General features: G+C 46.1%; 8 protein-coding genes. All 8 read left to right on the top strand.

Annotated features, from left to right (window positions below):
• The first annotated feature begins 127 nt into the window (after positions 1 to 127).
• From PTE_RS23380 to PTE_RS04865, 8 genes are read left to right on the top strand one after another with little or no spacing between them, the layout of a single operon-like run.
• Positions 128 to 11,416, top strand: a complete 11,289-nt coding sequence (locus PTE_RS23380) for a non-ribosomal peptide synthetase (protein ID WP_071992941.1) — start codon at positions 128 to 130, stop codon at positions 11,414 to 11,416.
• Positions 11,413 to 16,872, top strand: coding sequence for a non-ribosomal peptide synthetase (locus tag PTE_RS04895; protein ID WP_051477177.1), 5,460 nt, complete (start codon positions 11,413 to 11,415; stop codon positions 16,870 to 16,872). Before PTE_RS23380 ends, PTE_RS04895 begins: the two co-directional genes overlap by 4 nt.
• The gene (locus PTE_RS04890) at positions 16,873 to 17,946 is read left to right on the top strand and encodes an NAD-dependent epimerase/dehydratase family protein (protein WP_036843798.1); all 1,074 of its coding nucleotides are present in this window, start codon (positions 16,873 to 16,875) and stop codon (positions 17,944 to 17,946) included.
• Positions 17,943 to 19,070, top strand: coding sequence for a Gfo/Idh/MocA family oxidoreductase (locus tag PTE_RS04885; protein ID WP_036843797.1), 1,128 nt, complete (start codon positions 17,943 to 17,945; stop codon positions 19,068 to 19,070). The genes PTE_RS04890 and PTE_RS04885 overlap by 4 nt, the downstream gene beginning before the upstream one ends.
• Positions 19,063 to 19,806: a thioesterase II family protein gene (locus PTE_RS04880; RefSeq protein WP_051477175.1), complete on the top strand. Its 744-nt coding sequence runs from the start codon at positions 19,063 to 19,065 to the stop codon at positions 19,804 to 19,806. Before PTE_RS04885 ends, PTE_RS04880 begins: the two co-directional genes overlap by 8 nt.
• Positions 19,807 to 19,840: 34 nt before the next feature.
• A complete protein-coding gene (locus tag PTE_RS04875) occupies positions 19,841 to 21,112 on the top strand; it encodes an MFS transporter (protein WP_070974998.1) in 1,272 nt (423 codons plus the stop codon).
• Entirely contained in the window at positions 21,109 to 22,881 is a 1,773-nt protein-coding gene (locus tag PTE_RS04870) for an ABC transporter ATP-binding protein (protein ID WP_036843796.1), read from the top strand. The genes PTE_RS04875 and PTE_RS04870 overlap by 4 nt, the downstream gene beginning before the upstream one ends.
• On the top strand, positions 22,874 to 24,619 hold the full coding sequence (locus PTE_RS04865; RefSeq protein ID WP_036843793.1) for an ABC transporter ATP-binding protein: 1,746 nt from the start codon (positions 22,874 to 22,876) through the stop codon (positions 24,617 to 24,619). The genes PTE_RS04870 and PTE_RS04865 overlap by 8 nt, the downstream gene beginning before the upstream one ends.
• The last annotated feature ends 400 nt before the right edge of the window (positions 24,620 to 25,019 follow it).

Here is a 25,019-nt window from a genome sequence, read left to right as displayed (position 1 = left end):
TGTGGTGGTGTATAAGAGTAGTTAAATTTATTAACTGCTCTTATATGCTATGCATTATTTATAAATTTTTCACTGCCTGCTATTACGACCATTTTAAATGATAGTAATAATTGTAAGGAATTAAGGTATGAATGATAAAAATAATTTATCAGGGTGGGTAAGAGATACTCTTTATTTATATGCAAATAAACAACCTGACGAAACGGTTTTAAGATATTGCCTTAAGGATAATACACAAGAATTTAACTATAAAGATATTATCTGTCTCAGTAGCTATATTGCACGCCATATAAGTTACCGCGAAAATGCTAAAGCGATTATTCTGATACCGGGTAATACTCAGTTTATTTTGGGATTTTTAGCTTGTATCATCCGTGGTGTTACGGCTGTTCCGGTTAACTTACCTGCTAGCCATCGTCTTGGACGAGTAGCGGATATAGTTAATCATATCTTTGAAGATTGTCAGCCAGAATATATTATTACTTTAAAAAGCTCGGTTGATGAAATTGAGAAACGGCAATGGCATGTAGGTCGTCAGGTTATTGTGCTAGATGATATTCTTACGGAGAATGATATATCAGAAATACCATCAGCTAATGAATATAAAGAGCTAATGTGTCCGAATGATGGCCCAGTATTTCTTCAATATTCTTCTGGTTCTACCGGTAAGCCGAAAGCTGTCTGCAATTTTGATGCAAATATGCAGGCCCAACATGAGATATTGCTTGAATTACATCGCGATTGCCAGCCACGTATTATTACCGCCAATTGGATACCGTTTTATCATGATATGGGCATGTTTTGCGGATTATTGACGCCACTATTATCTGGCGGTTGTTGCAACTTTATTTCTCCCAGCCATTTCGCGGCTGATCCTGCCCGTTGGTTAAAGCTGATTACTGATTATTCTGCAAATTCCACAGCCGCACCAGATTTCGCTTGGCAACTGTGCGTTGATAGTATCACTCAAGAGCAGGCAGCAGAATTTGATCTCTCTTCGCTTAAAATGGTACTGAATGCCGCAGAACCTATCCGGGCTGAAACTATGCCGCGGTTTGCCCGCCACTTTTCTGTCTCAGGTTTTACCCCTTTGAGCTTTGTGCCCGCCTATGGTATGGCGGAAGCAACACTCGTCATCAGCCGCAAACCCGCCGGGATGCCATTCATTAGCCAGCGTTTTGATGCAGATAGACTTGTTGCTGGTTACGCTGTTCCTGCGGAAAATGGTCGTGAGCTGGTGAGTTCAGGGCAGGTTGTCAGTGGATGGAAACTGCGGATTGTTGATCCTGAAACCGGTGAAATATTACCGGAAGGGCGGGTTGGTGAAATTTGGGTTGATGGCGATTCCAAAGCGCCTGGTTATTGGCAGGACCCCGAACTTAGCCGACAGACTTTTATGGCTTGCCTTAATCAGTCTATAGATAAAAGCTATTATTTGCGGACGGGTGATTTAGCCTTTATCTGGCAGGGAGAACTTTATATCTGTGGGCGACATAAAGATCTTATTATTGTCGCCGGCGAAAATTACATGCCAAATGATATTGAAGCCAGTATTGAAATGGGATGTGAAGACGTAAAAATCGGTGGAGCTTGTGCTTGCCAGCAGGTAGAAAGCGGTGAGTTGTTTGTCTTTGCCGAAGTTTATCGCCACCTTGAAGGGACTAAATTACAGGCCATTGCCCGGCAGATTGCTGCCAGAGTCGCATCGGATTTTCAGCTTTCGCTGGCGAATGTGGTGTTATTGCCCCATGGAACATTGAAGAAAACTTCCAGTGGAAAAATCCGGCGCAAACAAATGTTGGCTGATTTTGAGAATAACCAACTCAAAGTGCTCTTTGCTTTGCCGTGTGATATTGACAAAAAAGAATCTTCTTCCCTGCCCGGTTGGCTTTATCAGCTTCTTTGCGGTTTGCTTCATGTAGATAATCCAGATCCTGCCTGTGGTTTTGCTGAATTGGGGTTAACCAGTCTGTTAGCTGTCCGCTATTGCCAGCAAATAAATAAAATCTGGCGTTGTAATCTAACCCCTGCTGATTTATTTGCTTACCCAACTATTACTCAGTTGGCTAAATATATTGATAAATTATCAGATGAAAAAATCACGGTATCTGCTACAAAATCTGAATCAACCAAAAATGAACAGATTGCAATTATTGCGATAAGTTGTCGCTTGCCGGGGCAAACAAGTAACACATGGCAACAATATGGGCAATGGTTGGCAAAAGGATCACTAGCTGTCAGGCCCAGCAATTCGGAACTTCGCCAGTTTGCGCTTCCTATTGGCGCTCTGGAAGATATTGATCAATTTGATGCCCGTTTCTTCAACATTTCAGGCCGGGAAGCCGTATTACTTGATCCTCAGCAGAGGTTATTGCTTGAATTAAGCTGGCATCTGTTCGAACAGGCAGGATGGTTGCCGGAGCAACTGAAACAATCAGATACGGGTTTCTTTATCGGTCAGAGCGGTAGTGAGTTTGGTCAGCAATTATTGAAACTGAATAATCCTGAATATGCCAAAAGTTATTTGGCTACTGGGATTAATACGAGTGCAAGTTCTGGCCGATTAGCGAAGTTCTATGGAACAACAGGCCCGGCACTCACTATTGATACGGCTTGCTCTTCTTCTCTGGTGGCATTGGATACGGCGATACACAGTTTACAGCAAGGGCAATGCCATGCGGCTGTTGTGGGTGGAGTGAATATTTTACTGTCACCGCAGATTGAACAGACATTGATAAACGCGGGCATGTTATCGCCTAAGGGTCGGTGCGCTACACTGAGTGAAGATGCGGATGGCTATGTCAGAGGTGAAGGTGCGGCATTACTATTACTAAAACCTTACCAACAGGCTTTGGATGATGGTGATCCGGTGTTGGCCGTGATTGAATCCAGTTGTGTCGCTCAGGATGGTGAAAGTAGCAGCTTGACGGCTCCGAATCCACAAGCCCAGTCAGCCATGCTTAAGCGATTGTTGGAACAGGCTGATATTGCGCCTGATGATATTGATTTGCTGGAGATGCATGGCACAGGTACAGCTTTAGGTGATCCGATTGAGTTACAAGCTATTGACCGTGTTTATGGTAAACGACACCAACCATTGCCGTTAGCCGCCTGTAAAGCACAGATTGGTCATTTGGAAGCCGCTGCGGGTGTGGCCTCTGTGGTTCGGGCTGTGGCACAGATACAACAACAACAACGGTTTGGTCATCCAACTCTGGCCTCGTTCAGCACTAAATTGTCAGCGTTAATGCCACGTTATCGTTACAGTAAACAGACTGAATCTCACCGAATAGAACGAGTTGCAATCAGTTCATTCAGTTTTACCGGCACGATGGCGGGTTTAGTGCTGAGTAAAGCAAACTTATCTGACCCCACTATTCCTGCGCCATGTGTTGAAAATGGTTTATTACCGCTTTCAGCCTGTAGTGCATCAGCATTGCAACAGATGGCTAATCAACTGGCGGATTTGCTGGAAAATCATCAGCAACAAGCTGGTGAACTGCTCAATGGTTGGTTGAAGAAACGTCATCATCATTTTGGTTGGCGGGTGCTAATCAGCTATCAGAATTTAGCCACTTTGATTGCGTATTTACGCCATGTTGAGCCAATTCAAGTTGATCGTATAAAAATGCTAGAAAAGGGCAGTGATCCTTACGATTGGCTACAAGGGCAATCCTATAACTGGGTTAAATATGCTGGGAACATGCCAGTTAGCCGATTTGCACTAGCACAACTTCCTCTCTATCCATTTAATCGTCAGAGTTACTGGCCAGAAGAACTTCGCTTAGTTGAACAGGGAACACAGGATCAATCCGAGACTTTCTCAGGTCATACTGGCTTTGATTTCGTTATCAATTGGGTAGCAGACGTGCTGGGAACTGAGTCTAAGGCATTAGCAATGGATGATAATTTGCTCAATTTGGGCATTGATTCATTGCAGATGTTGGATCTGGTGGATGAGTGCAAAAAACAGCATGTCATGCTGTCATTATCTTCTTTATTCGAACAGCCAACATTAGCCGCATGGCAACAGTGTTGGTTTTCTGCTGCTCAACCTGAAAATGTCTCAAAAGCGTCAGCACAGCCGGTTATAAAATGGGATGGCGAACCTTTTGAACTCACTTCAGTTCAGCAAGCCTACTGGACGGGGCGGCAAAAAGAGCAGACGCTGGGCGGAATCGCTTGTCAGGTCTATCTGGAACTGGATTGTCCGCTATTGAAGAACCGTGATATTGAATGGGCAGTTAATCAATTACATCAACGCCATGATATGTTGCGGATGCGTATTACCGGTGATGGTAAAGGGGAAATTACCGCTTACCAGCCGGTATCCATTGAATCTTATGACTGGCAACAACTTTCACTGAATTTATTGGAAGAGAAGCGATTCGCTCTCAGGAAACATCTGGAAACTAAAGTTGCAGATCTGACAATTGAAAGCGGATTTGGCGTGGTGGTAAGCCATACCGTCAATAGCAGTCGCTTACATATTAATATCGATATGGTGATGGCGGATGCGATGAGCCTTCAGATTTTGTTGAAAGAGCTAAGCCAGTTTATTTTGATGCCGGGTGCGCTTCTTCCTCAATTAAATTACAGCTTCCCGCAATATTTGTGTGAACAGGCCGCTGATAGTCAGCTAATCGACAGTCGTCAATACTGGCAAAAAAGATTGGCTGAGCAATTGCCTTTTGCGCCTCAGTTACCACTGGCAGTTAAACCGGAACATATTGATAAGCCTGATTTCCATCATCGTCAGTGGAGTCTGGAGCAACAGCGTTGGTTATCATTGAAGGAAATTGCCCGCAGCAATGGTATAACCCCTTCCATGTTGCTGGCGAATTGCTTTGCTGAAACATTGCGTGGCTGGACTGAATCGCCGGATTTCACGTTGAATCTGACGATTTTCAACCGCCGCGGAGAACATCCTCAACTGCCTGATTTAGTCGCGGATTTCACAACATTACTGTTACTGGCTTGTCATTCGCAGGCAGGGAACAGCATTTTAGAAAACTGCCGGGCTCTCAATCGCCAGTTTATGTCAGATCTGGATCATGTGGATTACAGCGCAATACAGGTTATGCGGGACTGGTCGCAGATATGCGGGCATCAAGTTCTCATGCCGGTGGTATTCACCAGTAATCTTGGCCGTGATCTGCTTAGTGGTAATGAACTGGGAGAGCTGAATTATCTGGTATCCCAGACGCCACAAGTCTGGATTGACTGCCAGGTGATGGAACATCAAGGGGAATTATTAGTCAGCTGGGATTGCGTAGATGGGTTATTCCCTCAAGGCATGCTTGATCAAATGTTTAGTTTTATGACGCATCTGATCAGCGCAATTACAGATGACCCTCAACGCCTCTTAAAGCCGGTTTCGCATTATGTCACGCCGGAAATTATTGAACAGCGCACAGAGCCTAAAGATCGTGATGGTATGCTTTTTACGCCACGTTTACTGCATCGTCGTTTTTATGAGATTGCGGCATTGTGGGCAAATTCACCCGCAGTTATCACGCCTCATCAACGACTCAGTTATGGTGAACTTGAGCAGGATGTACTGGAGCTGGCTTACAGGTTGAAAGAGCAAAAAGTAAAAGCTGGAGATAACCTGGCATTATTGTTGCCAAAAGGTACAGAGCAAGTTGTTGCTGTTTTGGCTTGCTTGAGTGTTGGTGCTGTATATGTTCCGTTGGATGTCGCGCAGCAATCAGCCCGTTTACAGACCATCATCAGTCAGGCGGATATTTCGTTGATTATTACAAACAATGAATATCAGGAGCCGGTTAGTCGTTGGTTTGATGCGGTTCTGAATATTGAGCAGACCGGTGACTCACAACTGCCATTATCGCAGGTGGTTTATGGGGAACCGGAACTTTCTGCTTATATCATCTTCACTTCTGGCTCTACCGGTACACCTAAAGGTGTTGTGGTATCTCATCAGGCCGCCGCTAATACAATTGATGATATTAATCGCCGTTATGGTCAGCGGGAAAAAACACGGGTATATGCCCTGTCGGCACTGAATTTTGATTTGTCGGTGTATGACATTTTTGGCCCTCTTGCGTCAGGGGGTTCCTTGGTTATGCCTGAGGTGGGCCATGAGCGGGAAGCAAAGCAATGGCTGGAACAGCTGCATCAGGAACAGGTGACAGTCTGGAACAGTGTCCCGGCGCTGTTTGATATGTTGCTGGTGGCGGCTGAAAGTGATCCCCGTGGTTTGCCTGATTCATTGCAACAGGTATTGTTATCCGGTGACTGGGTTGGCTTGGATCTGCTTCCCCGTTTGCGTGAAGTTGGAAGTCAGGCTCAATTAACGGCAATGGGGGGAGCAACGGAAGCAGCAATTTGGTCTAACGCGATTGATATCGATGTTATCCCGTCAGAATGGCGCTCAATTCCTTACGGTTATCCGCTCTCTAATCAGCATTACCGAGTCATGGATTCACAACAACGGGATTGCCCTGATTGGGTCGCCGGAGAGTTGTGGATTGGCGGGAAAGGCGTAGCGCTGGGCTATTACGGCGACCGGGAAAAAACAGACACTCAGTTTGTTCTGTATCAAGGGCAGCGTTATTACCGGACGGGAGATTATGGGCGCTTTTGGCAGGGGGGATGCCTTGAGTTTCTTGGCCGCAAAGATAGCCAGATTAAACTGAATGGTTACAGGATTGAACTGGGTGAAATTGAAACGGTGGTTTTACGTCACCCTGCAATCAGCAAAGCCGTTGCATTGTGTTTATCTGAACCACAGAAACATCTGAGATTGTTTGTTGAAGGTCAGGTGACAGCGGGTGATTCTTCAACATTAGCCGATAATGTATTACCTGAAATGCCATCATTTATTCAGGCGGAAAGCAGTCAGGATGATGAACAGCGTATCGCGTTATCGCTGTTGCAAAAGATATTGATTGATTCTTTGCAACTGACACTTACTCAGCCACAGAGTGCAGAAATACTTTATCAACAGGCAGGGGTGATACCCCGTTATCAACCACTGTTTATTCAGTGGTTGGAGTGGTTGACTCATCAGGGATGGTTATCTGAAAGTGAAAAAGGCTGGCAATTGAATCAAGGGTGGCAACCAGATAACAAGCCGGTTCTGGCATCACGAATGGGCGGAATTTATCGGGCGCTTGATGGGTGTTGTGACTGGATTGCTCAGGTGATTCAGGGGAAACAGAACCCACTAATGCTTATCGACGATCCTGTATTGTCACCGGAAGTTCTGGTTGTTGGTTCACCGGAAACTGAAGTGTTCATTACCCTTATTGCGGATCAAATCCGCCGGTTATCCACGATATTGCAGCGGCCTGTCAGAGTTGCAGAGCTGAATGGCCGCAGTGGTCTGTTTGCAGGCAAGTTACTCGGTCTATTATCTGATTTGGAGATTGAATATTGCTTAGTTGAGCAGGCCGGTTCATTGCGTGAATTGGCGAAATATCGTCTGTCAGGTTATCCGCATCAGAGCCAGGTTTGCACAGTGCAGGAAGCGGTAGATTATAGTGCCGATCTGGTCATCAGTAATAATGCACTGCATCGTTATGCCGATATCCGTCGGGGAATCTCTGATCTGCAAGTATTGGCATCTTCCGGCAGTGGCGTATTGGTGTTTGAAAGCCAATATCTCAGCCCGCTGGCACAATTAACGGTGTTACTGCTGCAAGATGAAAATGGTTTTACTGATCTGCGACAAGGCCAGCGAGATCCGTTACTGGATAAGAAACGTTGGCAACAGCAGTTGTTGCAAAGTGATTTACCCGTGCAGTCTGTCACTGTAATGGGGGAAAACTCCGTACTGTTGATGTGCAAAAACCGTAGTAGCAACGTTATGGTTAATCGCCACGAATTGACGCAGCATCTGACAAATTATCTTCCAGCTTATATGTTGCCGCAGTATTTGCATGTTTTAGATAAACTCCCATTGAGTGCTAATGGAAAAATAGATCGCAAAGCACTTGAACAATTAGCTGTAGACGGGGCAGAGCAGGAAATTCTGCAATCTGCACAGGGCGTCGAATTGTCAGGAAAAGCCGAATATCTGGTGGCTAAAGTCTGGCAACAGGTATTGGGTACAGAGCCAATGGCTGACAGCAATTTCTTCCTGCTTGGTGGTGATAGTTTACATGCCACCCGGATTGTTGTGGCGTTGGAATCAGAAGGGGCTGTAGATGTCTCACTGGCTCAGGTGTTCTCCTCCCCGGTATTGCGTGACTTTGCTCGATTGATGACTTTTGCTGAACTGCCAACAACAAAAGTGATGCAACTGCAACATCAGGAAAGTGAACGTTATCAGCCATTCCCGCCTACAGATGTACAACGCGCCTATCTGATGGGGCGTCAGGCTGGTTTCCGTCTCGGTGGGGTTGCCACTCATTATTATAACGAATACGAAGGCCAGCCTTTTGATGCAACGCGGTTAGAACAGGCTTTATCCGCATTGATTGCCCGTCATGATGCATTGAGAATTGTATTCGATGAGCAAGGAATGCAACGGGTGTTGCCACAGCAGCCAAAACCTGCGCTAGACGTGATCCACTGTTCTGAGCAGCAATGGTCAGAAGAAACCAGTAAATTGCGGGAAAGCTTATCCCACCGGGTACTTGATCCGACACAATGGCCGTTGTTCCATGTGACGCTGATTCAGTCAGATAATGGGCGCAATCGCCTGTATATCGGGTTGGATAATTTGATCCTTGACGGCTTGAGTATGCGCATTTTCTTCACCGAACTTGAGCAGCTTTATCAGCAACCGGAAGGGGGATTGCCATCCGTTGGGATTGGTTTCCGAGATTATCTCACCACGGTGATTTCTGATGAAGAGAAGAGCCGTAAATCGGCAAATTACTGGCAGGAGCGGCTGGCAGAATTACCTGAAGCGCCAAAGCTGCCACTGATTTGTGATCCGCAGTCATTGGGGACTCCCCGGTTTAAACGTTGGCAATCTGTTTTGCCACGGCAGCAGTGGCAAACTTTGACAGAAAAAGCCCGGCATTATCAAGTGACGCCTTCTTGTTTGTTGCTGACTTGTTATGCACAGGTGCTGGCGAAATGGTCAGAATCGGCTTCATTGAGTATCAATGTGACGTTGTTTGATCGTCAGCCATTACATCCTGATATCAACCATATTCTGGGGGATTTCACTTCGCTTCTGTTACTGGAATGTCACCATTTAGCCGATGAAAACTGGCTCAATAGAGCACAGCGATTACAGCAACAGCTTTGGCAAGATCTGGCTCATACTGATGTTTCGGCGGTATGGGTTATCCGTGAATTGAATAAACAACGGCAAGTTACCGATTTGGCTATGCCCGTCGTGTTTACCAGTGCGTTAGGGGCAGAAGTCATGCCTTATCAAGAGAGTGCACAACCGTTCCCGCCGGCTATCTGGGGAATTTCTCAGACTCCTCAGGTTTGGATCGATCATCAAGTCTATGAGCAGGATGGAGAATTACATTTCAACTGGGATGTGGTTGATGGTCTGTTCCCACAAGGCATGATCGATGCGATGTTCAGTGCATATTGTGATTTGCTGACACAGTTAAGTGTGATTCCGGACTGGCATACCCAGGTGAATGTAGCACTGCCGATACAACAGCAGCAGTGTCGTCAACGGGTTAATGATACGCATCAGGAACTGCGTTTTACACCAATGCATCAACGTGTTGGGCAAGCGATGACACAGTTTGCGGATCGAACAGCGATTATTGATGGTGGGCAGCAGGTCAGTTATCAACAGTTAGAACAACATGTGCAACGATTGGCTCAGGTTTTGGTTGAACAAGGCGTTTGTGCAGGTGATTGTGTTGGTGTTGCGTTACCAAGGGGTTATCAACAAATCGTCGCGGTACTGGCTGTTCAGTGGTTGGGAGCGGCTTATGTTCCCATCTCTGTCGAATGGCCTGTGCTGCGCCGGGAACAGGTTGCCCAGCAGGCGGGGTTGATTCGTGTTGTGGCAGATAGCCACTTGCAATGGACGGGATCGGTCGCAATTGTTGATATTAACCAGTCACCGCTGACAACAACGGCGATTCAACCCTGGCATTCACAAGCTCAGGATCTGGCTTACATTATTTTCACTTCTGGTAGCACAGGCGTACCTAAAGGCGTAGCGATAAGTCACGGTGCTGCGGTTAATACTATTGAAGCGATCAATCGGCAGCATTGTGTTGATAAACAGGACAAAGTTCTGGCGCTGTCTGCGCTGCATTTCGACCTTTCTGTGTGGGATATTTTTGGTGTGCTGTCAGCGGGCGGGACTTTGGTCACGGTACCTGAAACCTATTCTAAGGATGCTACACATTGGTTGACTCTGATAAAACAGCACCAGATAACGTTATGGAACAGCGTACCAGCCCTACTGGAAATGGCCCTGTTACTGTGTGAAAACGATGAACAGACCGATGCGCTTACCAGTTTGCGTCTGGTCATGCTCTCCGGTGACTGGATTAACCTTGCATTGCCTGAGCGTTTGAAGCGCTGGATACCACAGGTACAACTGGTTTCTATGGGGGGCGCGACCGAAGCGGCCATTTGGTCGAATTACTGGTTAGTGGACGAGCTTGATCCTGAATGGAAATCTATTCCTTATGGATTACCGTTGCCGAACCAGCAGTTCCGTGTAGTCAGTGAACTAAAAGAGGATTGCCCTGATTGGGTTGCCGGTGAGCTGTGGATTGGTGGTCATGGTGTGGCGCTGGGTTACTTCGGTGATGATGAGCGTACTGCCAATCAGTTTATTTCCTGGCAAGGGGAGCGTTGGTATCGCACTGGCGATATGGGGCGTTATCACCCAACAGGCGTACTGGAATTCCTGGGACGGCGTGATCAGCAGGTTAAAATTTCCGGCTACCGTATTGAGCTGGGTGAGATCGTACAGGCTTTGAAAGGTTGTGACGGTATTGAAGACGCGTTGGTATTTGTTAATCAACGTGGCAAGCGTCCATCCCTCTCAGCTTGCGTCTTGGCATCGCAAGAGCCGGATTGGTCGCTGTTGCGGCAACAACTGTCAGCACAATTACCAGAATATACGGTTCCGGTTGAGTTTGGTTGGCTATCTTGCTGGCCGTTGACAGACAACGGCAAGCTGGATCGCAAAATAATTGAGCAACAACCACGGAATGTTGTCAGTCAGGCTATGGACACGTTGCCGGAAAGCCCATTGGAAAAACAACTGGCAGATGTGCTGTTGCCATTGCTTAATCTGACGCAACTCAGCGTTCATGACAATTTCTTTGCCCTCGGCGGCGACTCCTTTATTGCAACCCGTTTCACTTCTGAACTGAGGCGGTGTCATAACATTGATTTGCCACTCTGGCAGGTTTTCAACCTGCAAACCATTGCACGTATGGCGCAACAACTACAATCCGCCCCCGCAGAGGAAGCGGAAATGATTTTTGAGGAAGGTTCTCTATGAATAGCCAGGAAACTATACAGAAAAAAACAGTACAGCTATCAGCTTCACAACAAGCGGTTCAGCTTTTACTGCAACTTGAACAACAACAGGCTAAATTCTGGCTGGAAGGTGAGGCGTTGAAGTTTCGTGCGCCTGAGGGAGTGATGAGTCATCACGTTATTGCTCAGTTGAAGAATTTGAAACCACAAATTGTTGCGTTAATACAGGAGTGGCAGGAACCACAGAATTTTGTGGTAAACCCGGCACAGAAGCATTTGCCTTTCGCTCTAAGTGATGTGCAGTCAGCTTATTTTGTCGGGCGTCATTCAATGTTCGATTATGGTGGTGTGGGTTGTCATGGTTATTTTGAAATTCTGACTGAACATTGGGATGTTAAACGTCTTGAGCAGGTATGGAATCAACTGATCCAACGCCATGATATGTTGCGGGCGGTATTTACTGTTCAGGGGCAGCAACAGATTTTGCCGGAAGTGCATCATTTCACCATTGATTGCCACTCTTCTTCGCCGGAAGAACTTCGGCAAACCCTGTCTCACCGGGTTTATCAGACAGATTGTTGGCCGCTGTTTGATCTGAAAGTCAGCCAGGCAGCAGGGAAATCTTGCCTTCATTTCAGTATTGATTTGCTGATTGCGGATTTTCTCAGTGTACAAATTTTGCTGGCAGAACTATTAAAAGGTTATCAACAGCCGCAGACAGAATTTGCGCCATTACAGGCCAGTTTCCGTGATGTGATGGAGTTTGAGCAACACCGCCACCGTCAGCGCAGCTATGCCGGCGCGCGTGAATATTGGTTGCAACGTCTGCCTGAGTTGCCTGCAAGCCCACAATTACCTCACCTTCCGGTACAAAGTGGCGTTGTTCCCCGTTTCAGCCGTTACGATTTGCAACTCACTGCTAAACAGTGGGAGCAATTGCAGCAACATTGTCGTTTACAAGGCGTCTCTCCTTCTGCACTGCTTTTGGCGCTCTTTAGTGAAACACTGGTCCGCTGGTCAGAAACGAAATCTTTTTGTCTCAATCTGACAGTAATGAACCGCCGTGATCTTCATGAAGATATTCACCGGATGGTTGGGGATTTTACCAGCGTTAGCCTATTGCAGGCGGATATCAGTCAGCCCCTCTCATTGCTGGAGCGGGTGAAAAATCTACAGGCGCAACTGTGGCAGGATTTGGAGCATAACGCATTCAGTGGTATTGAGGTGATGCGTGAGCTGGCACGACAGAGGGGAGCAGAAGCTGCGAGAATGCCGATAGTATTTACCAGTGCATTAGTTGGCGAGGGTAAAGAGCAGGCGCAGGATATTATCAGCCAATTACCGATGGATATTGAGATTGGCTATGGTATCAGCCAGACCCCACAGGTATGGATTGATTGCCAGGTGATGGCCCGTAATGGAGGGTTATTGATCAACTGGGATATCATGGAGGGTGTATTCCCGGTGGATTTGATCCGCGATATGTTCAGTTGCTTTACTGGCGCGATATATCAGGTATTGGAACAGGTTGATGTGTGGGATCAGGTACTCGTCATTAATCTGCCGGAATACCAGCAAAAAACACGGCAACAGGTTAATGCGACTGAGGAAATGATTAAATCGGCGCTATTACATCAGGGTGTTTTGGAACAGGCCGGTAAAACGCCTGATGCATTGGCGCTGATTGATGCATGTGGGCCGATGACCTATCAACAAATGGTAACACGTGCAACAAAACTGGCCGCGTTTTTACCCCAAGGTGGACATAGCGCGATATTGATGGAAAAAAGTGCGGAGCAGGTTATTACAACCCTGGCGATTTTAATCGCTGGTGGTGCTTATCTGCCACTTGATATTTCACAGCCGTTGCCACGGATATTGCAAATTCTTACTGATGCACAGGTTAGTGCAGTATTGACAGATAATGAGGTTTTGGCTCAACAGTTACGGGAACAGGGGTTTAATGCTGCCAGCACCGAGAATGTGTCAGAACTGGCAATTACTTCCGCTGTGTCAGTGAAGCAAAATGACCCGCATAATCTGGCTTATATTATCTATACCTCCGGCAGTACCGGGCAACCGAAAGGCGTGATGATAAGCCATGATGCGGCGCTGAATACCATCAGCGATATCAATCGCCGTATGAATGTCACATCGACTGATCGCATGCTGGCACTGGCGAGGCTGAGTTTTGACCTTTCTGTCTATGATATTTTTGGTGTACTTAGCGCAGGTGGCGCGTTGATATTGCCGCAGGAACAGGATTTACAAAACCCTGCACAATGGGCGCGGCTAATTGATAAACATCAGGTTACGTTGTGGAACTCTGTCCCGGCGCAAATGACGATGCTGACCCGTTACCTGTCTGAAGGAGGGAAGGAATCCATTGGTCGCTTGCGCTGTGTGATGATGTCTGGTGACTGGATCCCGCTTAATTTGCCAACCGCTATTTATCAACATGCGCCAAATGCTTATCAATTCAGCCTGGGTGGGGCGACGGAAGCTGCTATTTGGTCAAATATCTGGCCGATAGAACCGGCAAAAACCTATCACAACAGCATTCCTTATGGCACGCCATTGGCTAATCAGCAGTTCCGTATTTTGGATCTCCGTGGAGAACCTTGCCCTGATTGGGTTGCGGGAGAACTTTGGATTGGCGGCCGTGGTGTTGCTCAGGGCTATTGGCAGGATGAAGAAAAAACTCGCCATCACTTTATCACTGACAGCCAGGGACAACGCTGGTATCGCACGGGAGACCGGGGGCGTTATACCGTCAATGGCGTGATTGAGTTTCTTGGGCGCTGTGATAATCAGGTAAAAATTCGTGGTTATCGGGTGGAAACAGGTGAGATAGAAGCCGTGTTGGAGCGACATAATAGTGTGGCTCAGGCTGCGGTTGTCGTAAAAGGGGATAAGCATAATCAAGGATTACACGCTTTTGTTGAAGCGGCGACAGAAAATTCTTTGGAACGGGCAGAAAAGCTGTATCAGCGCTATGAGATGGCATTACAAAAAGTACGCTCAGTTGCCAGCGATATTGAAGCAACGATAGATAAGCAAAAGGTAGAAAAGCTGGTTTGGTTCCTTGATCGTGTGGCCCTGTTGCATATGGTTGGTGCGTTGGTGGATGTCGGCGCTTTACAGGCAGGAAAGCCCGCTACCCTCGCTTCTGTGATGGAAAACGGCAGTATTGCGGCAGAAAACCGGCAATTAACACGCCGGTGGTTGAGAGCGTTGGTTCAGCATCAGTTAATTCAGCAACAAGGAGAGTATTACCAGCTCAATGCTGATGTTTCAGAGTATGAAATCAAGCAGTGTTGGCAACAATGTTATGACTTGATGTCAGCATTGGATGATGACCAAGGCTTGCTTACCTATCTGGAACGCAGTAGCCAGTGTCTGCCGGAATTGTTGCAGGGCAAAGAAGATCCGCTAAATTTGCTGTTCCCTGATGGCAAGCTGGATGTGGCGATCAAAACTTACCAAAACAATCTGATCAGTAAAATGATGAATCGCTTGTTGCTGGCTGCGGCTGAACAAAAAGCGGCTCAGATTAACCATGAAGAAGGGCGTTGCCTGCGGGTATTGGAAATTGGGGCTGGTGTGGGCGGCACCAGTAACGTGTTGATCCCGAAACTGGCAGACTGGAACGTCGAATATACCTTTACCGATATTTCACCCTTCTTCCTGAATGAGGCCAGATTACGTTATCAGCAGTTTGATTTTGTTCGTTACCGGTTGTTTGATTTCAATCGTACACCGGTAGAACAAGGGTTGGATTGTGGGCAGTTTGACATGATTGTCTCTTCTAATGTTCTGCACAATGCGGTTATTGCCCGTCAGGGATTAGAACATCTGCGCCAGTTACTGGCACCGGATGGATGGCTGCTGGTGATTGAAGCAACACGGGATAATTACCAGTTGATGACTTCGATGGAATTTAAGCATGGCCTGAGTGATTTTGCCGATGAACGGCTGGAACTGGATTCGCCGTTTATGCCGCAGAAAAACTGGCTTAATGCCATGAACGATGTGGGTGCGGAGACGTTATGGGCTTATCCGCCAGCAGAAGATGCGCTTTATCAACTGGGGCAGAGTTTTATTTTGGCGCAATTTAATCTCAACCGTAGACCATGCAACAGCACAGAATTGTTGGCGTCATTAAAACAACAACTGCCTGCTTATATGGTGCCTGCTCGCCTTACCGTACTTGATCGTTTGCCTGTGACAGCTAATGGCAAAGTTGATCGTAAAGGTATGCCGGATTTACCGGAGCATAGCGGGAATGAGCCAGTAGCAGAAAGCAACAGCAGTGACGAACTGGAACAGACCTTACTGACGCTGTGCCGGGAACTGCTTGGGCATAATAATATTGGTCTTGATGATGATTTTTTCGCCAGCGGTGGTGACTCATTATTAATAACGCAGTGGGTAAGCCGGATTCGTCAGGAGCTTGGGGAAGGTAACGTTCCGTGGGAAGGCAGCTTGCGTCAGGTGCTACAGCAGCCAACCGTTCGTGCACTGGCGGCATTTTTGCGTACGCAGTCAGAGCAGGGTAAGAGATCATCAGATAACCATTCTTGTTTGACGTTATTGAAGGAAGGTCATGGTGATCCGGTCGTTATTCTGCATGAAGGCAGTGGTACGGTATTGCCTTGCCTGCCTTTGACTGAAAAACTTTCTGGCCCGGTTTATGCGCTGAGTGTGGTCGATACAGACGCTTTCCTGCAAATTCCGTCTGAGCAATTAATCTCTCAATTGGCACGACATTATCTGCGTGATATTCAATCTTTGCCTGGTCATTGCCATTTATTTGGTTACTGCATGGGTGGGTTATTGGCCTTTGAAATGGCGCGTCAGGCGATGGAAAATCAGACACCTGTTGCTTCAGTAACGATTGCCAGCAGTTATCAGATCCCTTACCTGATTGATGATCCGTTGATGATAGATATGGCGATTATCTGGGGATTGTCAGTGGAATGTCCATGGACGTTGCCTCAGGAACAACTGGAAACCGTTTATGAAGCTTTGCTGGCGGAAAAGCCAGAGGTCATTGATCGTCATTCCGTCGCTGAATATGCCCGTGCCCGCGGAATGGATGCCTTTGCCGATGCTTATATGGCGGTGGTGGATATCCCGGAAGATCAGCGTTTACAGCAATTGGTTAGCGCTATCCGTAAAAATGAGATTGCTGAGAAAGAGTGGATCCGGATGTGTTCTGTTTTCCGTCACAGCATTCGGGGTGTTTGCCGTTATCAGCCAGATTATTTTGCCGGTGATCTGACGTTTGCCTGCCAAAATAGTGATACTTATTTGCTGCCTGCGCTCCAGCAGGACATGAAAGAATTTTGGCAGCAATATTGTCTTGGAAACGTAAATTATCTTTCACTGAATGGCGACCATTTTGACTGTATTAAATCAGATAATGTGATGCCACTGGTAAACCATCTTGAACAGTGCAAAGCACAGGTGAACTAAATGAATCGGGATAGGAAAATTCTGGTAATAGGCGCTACGGGAGCAGTTGGAAGCTCTGTTGTTGCTGCATTGAATCAATTGGGTTATCAGGTGTCAGGTGCAGGGCGTCGCCCCTGTGCTGAATTAGCTGATTATCATCAGATAGATTTATTTGATGAAAAAGCACTGGCTGAACTTTGTCAGCCGTTTTCTTTGATCATTAATGCCGCAGGCCCTGCTTCGCAAATTCAGGACAGAATTGCCAGAGCAGCATTGGCTTCGGCAACGCACTATTTGGATGTTGCAGGAGAGCCTGTTGTCTGGCAGCAATTAGCCGCAGATGAAAAATTAGCCCCTTTATTACAGAAATCCGCTTGTGTCTTGGGCGCGGGATATGTGCCGGGATTTGCCTCGATCTTACCTTTTTTAGCCGCGAACCGGCTGAAAACAATGGGTAAAGTGCGGTCATATCTTGGCGGAATAGAACCTTTTACGGTGACTTCCGCCATTGACTTTATTGATAGCTTGAATGAGCAGAATGGTAAAGCAGGTCATATCTTATCTGGAGGAGCGTTACAACGGGCAGCCATAGAAAAAAATGTTCAGCCTGAAACTGCTAACAGGGCATTTGATGCCCTGCCATATCTCAGTTTTGAGTTGGAAAGAGTTGCCCGGCAACTCAATCTGGTTGATTTCGCTGCATTTAATTTACTTGCAGATCGTCAGCTATTGCTGACGGATCAATTTAATGGTGAGCAGGGAATTAAACAGCTGATCAGCCAGAGTGAAGAACTAACGCATCATTATGGTCAACAGCAACATATTTTGCTGGAAGCAGAAGGTGTATTGGTGGGGCAACCCGTGACTCTCATTGCCAGAGGGCGTTTTACTGATAGTTACCGTTTTACCGGGATCGTTGCTGCATTGGCGGCGGATATGATGCTCAAAACACCACAATCAGGGTTGAAATGGCTGTCTGATTTAGCTGATGCAGAGCAGTTATTGTCAGGGCTTGAGCACATGGGGGCCTTTGAATACTGGCAGATAGAAATAAAACCGCGTCAAAGTGCAGATTATGTTGAGGGGGAACTATGAGTCGTCCATTACGTGTCGTCGTCTGTGGTACGTTGTTCGGTCAGGTTTATTTGTCAGCGTTTAAAACCCATTTTCCTGGTTTTGAATTGGCGGGCATTATTGCCCGTGGCAGTGAGCGCTCGCAGCGGCTGGCGGCTGAATATCAGGTACCTTTGTATGAACACGTTTCCCAGTTGCCGGATGATATTGATATTGCCTGTGTCGTGGTACGTTCTGCCATTGTCGGTGGCGCGGGCAGTGAACTGACAAAACAATTGTTGAGCAGAGGAATTCATGTTTTACAGGAACATCCGGTTTATCAGCGTGATGTGGCGGAATGTTTGAAACTGGCTCGCCAGAATAATTGCTGTTACTCCGTCAATACGCACTATCCGAATGTTCCGGCAGTACGGCAATTTACTGATTATTTGCAACAGGCTATGCAGCATCAGCAACCTTTATTTATTGAAGCTACCTGTGGCGTTCAAGTGATTTGCGGTTTACTGGATATTCTGGGACGTGCATTAGGAAAATTCACCCCTTTTGCTTTTGGCGACGCACATCACTGGGATAAACAATTGCTGACTCAGGCCACCAGTTATCCGCCTTATACCACTATTCAAGGGGTTATTATGGGGATCCCATTAATCCTGAATTTGCAGAATCAGCTTGATCCCGGCGATCCTGATAACCATTTCCACATTATGCAACGTATTTGCGTCGGTCTGCCCAGTGGTAATTTGCTGTTGGTGAATACACATGGTCCGGTGTTGTGGAATTCACGCTTCCATATACCACGTCAGCGTACAACCAGTGGGGTAAGGGAGCCTCTATTACCACAACAGGCTGCCCATTACTTTAAACCGCCAACTTCTGTTTCGTTGTATGACTGTTGTCCAAGTCTGGAACAGATCACGAATCAGCACTGGCCCGAGGCTATTCGTCATGCTTTGCGGCAATTTGCCATACAGATTGAACGGCCTGATCCCCGCATGGCGCAATATTTACTGACAATGGCCTCTGTTTGGAAAACCTTAATGAGTAAGGTTGGTAACCCAGAAAGTTTGCATGTGCCTGATCCTGTTCCACCTCAACCGGAGATCAGCGAATTTCTGCAACAACAGGGGGATGTTCACTATGTTTGATAACGTATCGCTTGATAGAGCAGTGCGACTGATAAAACCGGGAACCGGTAGCCAACTGATCTGTTTTCATTATGCCGGGGGCAGAGCAGAATACTTTATCCCCTGGCGTGACGGAATTTCAAAAGATACTGCGGTTTATGCCGTTCAATTACCTGGACATGGCTCGCGGATTAGCGAGCCGTTGCAAACCTGTATTCATCAGTTAGCAGACAGCTTGGTTGAGGTCTTGAATATTTTGCCTTTACGTCCGACTTATTTTTTCGGGCACAGCATGGGCGCTGCGCTGGCGTTTGAGGTGGCATTGCGTATGCAACAGCAGGGTAGAAAAATTCGCGCATTATTTGTTTCTGCCCGTCTGCCGCCACACAAAAATAGTGGTAATGATTATCACCGTCGGGATGAGCAGCAACTGCTGAACAAAATTACTTCTCTGGGTGGTTCTGCGATTGATTATCAGACCATGCCTGAATTAAAGGCATTGTTAATGCCCATTTTCCGTGCGGATTTTCAGGCTATTGAAACATATCAACGCCGTTGCCAACAACAACTTGATTGCCCGGTATTTGCTTGCGCTGGGGAACGCGATACGGAAGTTTCTCCGGAAGAGATGGCGCAGTGGCAGTGGATAACTAACGATAAATTTGAACTGAAAGTATTTGATGGCGGGCATTTTTACCTCAATGATCAATCTTCAGTTTTATTTGACTATATCAATAGTAATATTGCTGCTTCATAGTATCATTGCGCAATCAATAAATTTAGGAAATATCATGAAATATAATTATAACCTTGTTGGTTTATTTGGCCTTTATTGCGCGCAAGGTGCTCCTCTGGGGTTGGCAATTTTTGCTTTGCCGGGGATTTTACGGCAGCAAGGGGCTGATATGCAGTTTATCGGTCTTATTGGTTTATGCATGTTACCTTGGGCATTCAAATTTATCTGGGCTTCTTTCATTGAAAACCATAAACCGTGGGGATTTGGCAAACTTTCTGCCGGATTAGCCTGGATTCAACTATTTAAAATACTTTCATTGCTTGCTGTCGCTTCTCTGTGGTTTTTCAGCCCACAAACTGATGTCATCGGTTTGCTGATCATACTCACATTCATTAATCTTCTTTATGCCAGCCAGGATGTGGCGGTTGATGCTCTGGCAGTGCGCACTTTTGCCGGCAGTCGTCATGTCAAAGTGAATGTCGGTCAGGTTGCCGGGTTTAGTTTGGGAATGCTGGTTGGTGGTATTCTCAGCCTTTATGTTTTCAGCTCTGTGGGTTGGCACAACATGGTGCTGTTCTTTTTACTGGTTCAGATTGTTTGCCATATTCCATTTATGCTTAATAAGGACAAATTCAATATCGATCAGCAGCTTCCTGTTAAACCGGGTAGTGCTTCCGTCTGGAAAATATTCCGCCGTCAGGGAAGTTTGCCGGTTATTTTGATGGCATTGTTGTTTAAGTTCGCTAGCACACTTGGTGCTGGGTTGATATCACCTCTGCTCGTAGATATGGGCGTTAATCTGGAATTTATTGCTCTGATTTCCGGCAGTGTGTTAATTATCAGTTATATCACTGGCGCGTTGGCGGCGGGTTTTCTTCATCGCTGGTTTTCCAGCCCGACTTTGGCATTAAGTGGGCTGATTGCCAGTGCGTTATGTTGGTTAGGGCTGGCGATTTCACTCACTGTCTCATCAACAGATCCCACTATGGTCTTTATCTTCTTTATGTTGGAAGGTTTCTTTTTCAATCTGAGCTGCGTCTCTTTCTTCTCTTGTTTCATGTGCTGGAGTGAAGGTGATAGCAAACAGGATGTTATTCAGCCAGGAACCAATTTTACCTTGCTGCAATGTTGTGAAGTGCTTGGTAGTAGTGCGGCAATGGTCATTGCCGGAACGTTGGCACACTATTGGGGATTCACCCATGCTTTCTATGCGGCGGTGGTAGGAAGTGTGACCACAATTGTTATTGTGGCAGTTTGTTTCCGTCTGGTTTCGTCGATCATTAACCGCCCGTCGGTTCAACCTCAGCGAGTTGAGGTACCACAATGAAATCAGATGACAGCGCTTTTTCTTGGTTGATGAAACTGATCGGGACTCAAAAGAAAAGCGTGATCGCTTCCATGACCTTAGCCGTTATCTACTCTTTGTTGGCGTTGGTGCCTTATGTGTTGATCTATCGCCTGATAGATACTTTTCTGCATCAGCCGGATGCGGCTGCATCACAGGTATGGTGGTTGGTCGGTCTGGCAGTCATGGCGTTGGCGGGTAAGATCATATTGCAACTATTTTCCGGTTTGTTATCGCATAAAGCGGCTTTCCAGCTTCTGTTTGAATTACGCCGTAAAGTGATTGCACGAGTGGGTGATTTACCGTTGGGGACATCTAATCGTCATACCTCTGCAACAATGAAGAAAATCATCTCAGACGATATTGGTAGAATCGAAACATTCATTGCTCACCACTTACCGGATATTGCTGCTGCTATTGTCTCACCGCTGGCAGCGGCCACATTGCTGTTTTTCTTTGACTGGAGGTTGGCGTTATTGGCGTTGATCCCTTTGCCGGTAGCCATTGCCATGCAGTGCTGGATTTTCAAGGGGTTTGATTCGCGTATCAGAGCTTATCATCAGGTTGTAGCAGATTTGCATACCAGCGTGGTGGATTTTGTGAAAAGTATGCCACTGGTCAAAGCTTTCAATATGACAGTCGACTCCCATCAGCGGTATGCCAATGCCGTGGAACAACATCATCGATTAGTCACAGGATGGCTTGTCGATACCCGAACGCCTGCGGCATTGTTTAAGCTGGCGTTGGATTTGGGATTGTTATGTATTATGCCCGTTGGTATCTGGCTGTATGCCCAAGGGGATGTGGCGCTGGCGACATTATTTATCTTCATGCTGTTGGGAATTGGCTTGATGGAGCCACTCTACAACCTGCTGCAATTTGCGGGTATGTTCAGCCAAATGCTAAAAGGTGTGGAAAATATCCGTGATTTTTCTGAGCAGCCCCGGCAACGGGAGGGCGGTGCTCCACAGCCAATTGATGGTAGTGACATCTGTTTTGAACATGTCACATTCAGCCATAATAATGCGGTTATTCCTACGGTAGATGCTCTCTCTTTCACCGCGCGGCAAGGGGAAATTACCGCGTTTGTCGGCCCTTCTGGGGCCGGGAAAACAACCGCGGCTCAACTTATTCCCCGGTTATATGAGTATCAGCAAGGCTGTATTTTGATTGGGGGAAGCGATATTACCGCGATGCCTTTGGATCAATTAATGTCGCTGGTTAGTTTTGTCTTTCAGGATGTATTTATCTTTGAAGACACCATTATGAATAACATCAGGATGGGGAATCAGGATATTACGGAATCGCAGATTATTGCTGCGGCTAAAGCGGCTTGCGTTGATGAATTTGTTCGTGAATTACCGCAAGGATATCAAACCGTGGTTCAGCAAGGCTCGCTCAGTGGCGGGCAGGCTCAACGGATCTCTATTGCCAGAGCGATAGCAAAAGATTCTCCGGTTTTAATTTTGGATGAAGCCACCGCTTATGCGGATGCGAAAAATGAAGTGAAAATCCAGCAGGCACTGTCCCATTTGATGAAAGGGCGCACGGTGCTGGTGATTGCTCATCGGCTGAATACTTTGGTCAATGTTAATAAAATCATTGTGATGGATAATGGAGGTAAAGTGGCGGAAGGAACGCATCAGCAACTTTTGCAGGAGTGCCGACTTTATCAAAATATGTGGGATGCTCATCAGGCGGCAAAAAGCTGGCATGTGGCTATGCGTAACCAGGAGGTTTCACATGTTTAAGGCGTTTAATCTTTCCCGTCTGGTTGGAAAACCACTGAAAGGGCTTTCAGGTATGGTGGCCCTCTCCATATTGGATGCTTTTCTGGCATCAGCGCCTTACGCATTTCTTTACTACATCATTCTCGACATGCTCTCTGATATGCCCGATATGATGTATCAGTTTAAACTGGTAGGCGGTTGTGCGGCTCTGATGTTGGTTCGGGTATTACTGGCTCGTACACTTTATTTCAATATTGCACAGATTGGTTTCGATGCCGGGCGTACATTACGTAAAAATCTGGGAGAACATTTACGCCGTATGCCGATGGGGTTTTTTCAGCGGACGGATATGAGTGGCGTTAATAATACATTGCTGAAAGATATCGATATGATCGAACATATCTTCACGCACTTGTATGCACCAATAATTGCAACGGCTTCCGTACTCTGTTTTTTTTCTATCGGATTATTATTAAAAGATTGGCGTATGGCACTGGCTATGCTTTCAACTTTACCTTTGGCGGTGTGTGCTTATTTACTGATGCGACAATATGCGCGCCGCTGGCAAAGTCGGATGCAGCAATTACTATTCAAACTTAATGATGCTTTGATGGAGTATATTGATGGCCTGAAAGTGTTGAAATCTTATCGGATGCTTGGTCAGGCTTTTGGCCGTTTGAATAATGTACTTACGACGACTTATCAGCAATCGCTAACGGCTGAAAAAGCGGGCGTCTGGCCGATATACAGTTTTAATTTGTTGGTGGAATGCGGATTTATCGTATTATTGATCGCACTGACTTGGGGGTGGTTGGGGCACACCTTGTCATTAGCGGAGGTACTGGTATTTCTTATTGCGGCGGTACGTTTTTTCCGGCCATTATTGAATATGTCAATGTTTCTGGCTGAGTTGAATTATTTTAGTCTGGCAACAGAACGGGTTAAAAAAGTATTTGAATTGCCTGAATTATCGCAGGGAAATACCCGGCCGCAGCTCAATAATATGACGCTTGAATTAGATAATGTGTATTTTGCTTATCCCGATAAACCAGAAATTTTTCGAGGAATAAATCTAACTATTGAAGCGAATAAAGTGACCGCTTTGGTTGGGGCATCTGGCTCAGGAAAATCAACGCTGGCTGCACTAATAGCCCGTTTTTGGCAACTTTCTGAAGGACGTATTTGGGTAGGCGGCTACAACCAGAAAGTCGATATTGCTTCGATGGAGGTGGAATATTGGCAGCAATATATCAGTGTGGTATTCCAGAGTCATTACATGCTAAATGATACGATTGGTAATAACCTGCGAATTGCCTGTCCTGATGCCAGTGATGAAGAATTATTGCGAGTCTGTTGTTTGGCAAGATTGGATAGTTTACTGAATAAATTGCCTGATGGGTTGAATACGAAAATCGGTGCCGATGGGATACACCTTTCTGGCGGAGAATTGCAACGGCTTTCTATCGCAAGGGCATTACTCAAAAATGCGCCTCTGATTATTTTGGATGAAGCAACGGCTTCGCTTGATCCGGAAAATGAAAGAGACATCCAATTAGCGATGCAGTCATTGATAGCCAATAAAACCGTGTTGGTTATTGCACATAAATTGTCATCCATTGAATATGCAGACAAAATTGTGGTGATGAATAATGGTGAAATTGCAGAGCAAGGACAGCACCAGCAATTATTGGCAAATCGAGGGATTTACCACGATCTTTGGACATTACAGCAATCTGCGCAAAACTGGCGGTTAGCTTGAAATAGTGAATAGTTAATATTTCCTGTGGGCTGATAATAAATGGCCCACAGAATATTGTTCTTGTCGGTGTACTGTTATTTTCGAGAGATAAATCAGTAATTCCACGGAATAAAAATTACAAATAAATACATACCTTTCATATCTGTGAAAATCTCATATGATGGTAGCTAACCACCATAATTACTATGATACAAGCGCAACATTCTTAATTATTTCACTATAAGCTCGAATCAGATAATCAAAGATTATATCGGTATATAAATGCTGATATTTAATCAATGTTAATCATATTCGATTTTATCTTTACTGGCGTTGTTTTACTGGCAATTATGAACAGTTTTTATAAGTCTTTTATCTTCATAAATCAATCCGTAAATAGCTTGGTGGTATAAAGATACCC

This window comes from Photorhabdus khanii NC19 (assembly GCF_000517265.1).
GTDB lineage: Bacteria > Pseudomonadota > Gammaproteobacteria > Enterobacterales > Enterobacteriaceae > Photorhabdus > Photorhabdus khanii.
The sequence above is the reverse complement of the archived record's forward strand: the minus strand, read 5'-3'. Positions and strand labels throughout refer to the sequence as shown.

Coding starts and splice junctions, on each gene's coding strand:
- PTE_RS04885 (WP_036843797.1), top strand. CDS start 17,943: ATGAGTCGTCCATTACGTGTCGTCGTCTGTGGTACGTTGTTCGGTCAG.
- PTE_RS04895 (WP_051477177.1), top strand. CDS start 11,413: ATGAATAGCCAGGAAACTATACAGAAAAAAACAGTACAGCTATCAGCT.
- PTE_RS04870 (WP_036843796.1), top strand. CDS start 21,109: ATGAAATCAGATGACAGCGCTTTTTCTTGGTTGATGAAACTGATCGGG.
- PTE_RS04875 (WP_070974998.1), top strand. CDS start 19,841: ATGAAATATAATTATAACCTTGTTGGTTTATTTGGCCTTTATTGCGCG.
- PTE_RS23380 (WP_071992941.1), top strand. CDS start 128: ATGAATGATAAAAATAATTTATCAGGGTGGGTAAGAGATACTCTTTAT.
- PTE_RS04890 (WP_036843798.1), top strand. CDS start 16,873: ATGAATCGGGATAGGAAAATTCTGGTAATAGGCGCTACGGGAGCAGTT.
- PTE_RS04865 (WP_036843793.1), top strand. CDS start 22,874: ATGTTTAAGGCGTTTAATCTTTCCCGTCTGGTTGGAAAACCACTGAAA.
- PTE_RS04880 (WP_051477175.1), top strand. CDS start 19,063: ATGTTTGATAACGTATCGCTTGATAGAGCAGTGCGACTGATAAAACCG.